The organism is Paenibacillus forsythiae T98 (assembly GCF_000520735.1).
Classification (GTDB): domain Bacteria; phylum Bacillota; class Bacilli; order Paenibacillales; family Paenibacillaceae; genus Paenibacillus_AQ; species Paenibacillus_AQ forsythiae.
The window spans coordinates 1-2,673 of record NZ_ASSC01000516.1 but is presented as its reverse complement, the minus strand read 5'-3'; the positions used below and the strand labels follow the sequence as shown (position 1 = coordinate 2,673).

The following is a 2,673-nucleotide window of genomic DNA, read 5'->3' as shown; positions in this document are numbered from 1 at the left end:
GCGGCAGCCATGTCCGGCGTCACCCGGGGATCGGGACCATGCAGTGCGCCTTCCTTCACCGTCAGGCTGTCGCCGGCGATGAGGGTACGGCTGGCCGGATGGTAGAGACTGATATGCCCGGGGCTGTGACCGGGGGTCTCGACAACGATTACGCCGCCTGCGACCGGGAGCTCCTGGCCGTCTTCGATCAAGGCGTCCACTTTGGCTTTGGGAGGATGGGCAAGATGGTGTAGAAAGGCCCGGCGCCATTCCTCCGGCACATGAGGCGGCAGCATGGCTTCAGCTGCGGCAATCGCTTCCGGCGTGTGCTTAAGCAGCATCCGCTCCCCTTCGATGTAGGGCTGCTCAATGGGATGAGCCAGCACTTTAACCCTGCTGTGCGGCTCGCCGAGCATGGCCGGAAGCCCGCCAATATGATCGATATCCTGGTGAGTGATAACGACCGTATCCAGCTCTGACCATGCCACGCCCGCTTGGGCGACGGCTTGCTTGAAGGTATGAAGCAGTCCCGGGTAGCCTGTGTCGACCAATACCGCATGATCTTCATCCCGCAGCAGGACAGGGTACACGAAATTCGTTTCTCCCATCACTTCGGCGGCAATCTCCAGCATCTCCACTCCTTGAGCTATTTGCATTGTATTCCTCCTCGGGGGATAATTATTGCAGAGACTATATTAGCCCAAGGAAAATAATTAATCAATACGTAAATATTTTATCATACCACAAATAAATATTTTTGTCAAGTTATAATATAGTGCGTGCGCAGCTGAATATCGCCTTAATTCACAGCTTATTGCGGTTTAATTGAGGGAAATGGATGCTATCCGCTTTTTTCTGCTCCTGTATGAAGATTTACGATTGCTATATAATCGTATGAATAATATTGGGGGGCTGGTTATTTGGAGACGTTCAGCACAGTTCTTGTCCTTCTCGCTCTTATCGGGATATCCAAAATCGTTAACCGGTTCATTCCCTTCGTTCCCGTACCGCTGATCCAGATCGGCTTTGGCGTTGCTGCCGCGGCCTTTCCCTGGGGGATTCACCTGACGCTGGAACCGGAGCTGTTCTTCGTCTTGTTCATCGCCCCGCTTCTGTTCAATGACGGAAGGCGGACCCCGCGGGCCGAGCTGTGGAATTTGCGGGCTCCGATTCTGCTGCTAGCGCTCGGACTGGTGTTTGCGACCGTACTGGTGGGGGGCTATGCCATTCACTGGATGATTCCGTCCATCCCGGTCGCAGCGGCGTTCGCGCTCGCGGCGATCCTGTCGCCGACGGACGCGGTCGCTGTAGGCGCACTGGCTGGCCGGGCGGGCCGGGTCCATCTGCCGAAGAGCATCCACCGCGTGCTGGAGGGCGAGTCGCTGATGAATGACGCTTCCGGCCTCGTGGCGTTCAAGTTCGCGGTTGCAGCCGCAGTTACCGGCGTGTTCTCGCTGCCGCAGGCGATTGGCAGCTTTATTCTCATCGCTGCTGGCGGATTGCTTGCCGGAGCCGTGCTGTCCTTCCTGCTGATTCGCCTGAGCGTCTTTATCCGGCGGCTCGGGATGGAGGACGTTACGGTGCATGTTCTGCTGCAGATTCTGACCCCGTTCCTGATCTACCTCGTCAGCGAAGAGCTGGGGGTGTCGGGCATTCTGGCCGTGGTGGCGGGCGGAATTGTGCAGGCCATTGAAAAAGATCGGACCGATTCCCCCCAGTACAAGCTTCAGCTCGTATCGGCAAGCATATGGTCGGTGCTGCTGTTTATTCTGAACGGCATGGTGTTCCTCATCCTTGGTATTTCGATACCGGATGTGGTGTCGGTGATCTACCGGGATACGGCTGTAGATAATCTGACAGTGGCTTTATATGTGCTGGCCATCACGGCTCTGCTGATTGCGCTGCGCTTCCTCTGGGTGTACTTGTTCTGCGTTTGGGGTGCGCGCTTCAAGAACAGAAGCCAGCCGACGATGAGGGCGATGGCGATTACCTCCGTTTCGGGCGTGCGCGGCGCCGTTACCCTGGCCGGCGCGTTCTCCATTCCGCTTGTGCTGGAGGACGGCTCGCCGTTTCCGGAGCGCGACCTGATTATTTTTCTGGCCGCAGGCGTTATTCTGACCTCGCTGCTGGTTGCCAGCGTTCTGCTTCCGCTCATCGCCCGCAAGGAGGAGGACAGCCGGGAAGAGCTGGAGCAGGCGGCCAGGTCGCAAATTATGGAGACCGGCATGGCGATACTCCGTGGAGCGATGACGGAAGGCAGCCGCGCCGCTGTCGTTCCGGCTGCCGCAGGGCTTCCGGATGCGCTTCCGGCGCTGCCGGAAATCCAGGATAACCGGCTTGTCCGCGATCCGGAGGCGGAATACGGCAAGCGGTGCGCGCTCAAAGCCCGGCTGACCGGACTGCAGGCCGAGCGGAGGGAGCTGAGCGGGCTTATCGCACAAGGGGTTATTCCACCCGAGACGGGACAGACGATAATGGAGCTTCTGGATCATAAGGAGGTCCTGCTGGCCAGAGGACTGGATTCACAGCTCCGCTTATCGCTTGGCAAGCTCGCCCGGCTGTTCACCGGAATATTCTCGAAGCTTCCGCAAGGAGCCGACGGTGTCGGCGTTCTCGCAGACGGAAGCATTCGGGAAGCCCGGATCGGGATGTGCCGCGCCGCGATAGACGCTATCCAGGAAGAGATGGACGAGG

Annotated in this window: 2 protein-coding genes; one reads left to right on the top strand and one right to left on the bottom strand. The window is 58.4% G+C overall.

Annotated features, from left to right (window positions below; translation table 11 throughout):
- On the bottom strand, positions 1 to 635 hold a 635-nt coding region (locus L692_RS0115995), incomplete at its 3' end, for an MBL fold metallo-hydrolase (RefSeq protein ID WP_025701141.1).
- Positions 636 to 899: 264 nt separating this feature from the next.
- Here L692_RS0115995 and L692_RS0115990 point away from each other — a divergent pair.
- The coding region (locus L692_RS0115990) for a Na+/H+ antiporter (RefSeq protein WP_025701140.1) at positions 900 to 2,673 on the top strand (1,774 nt) is incomplete at its 3' end.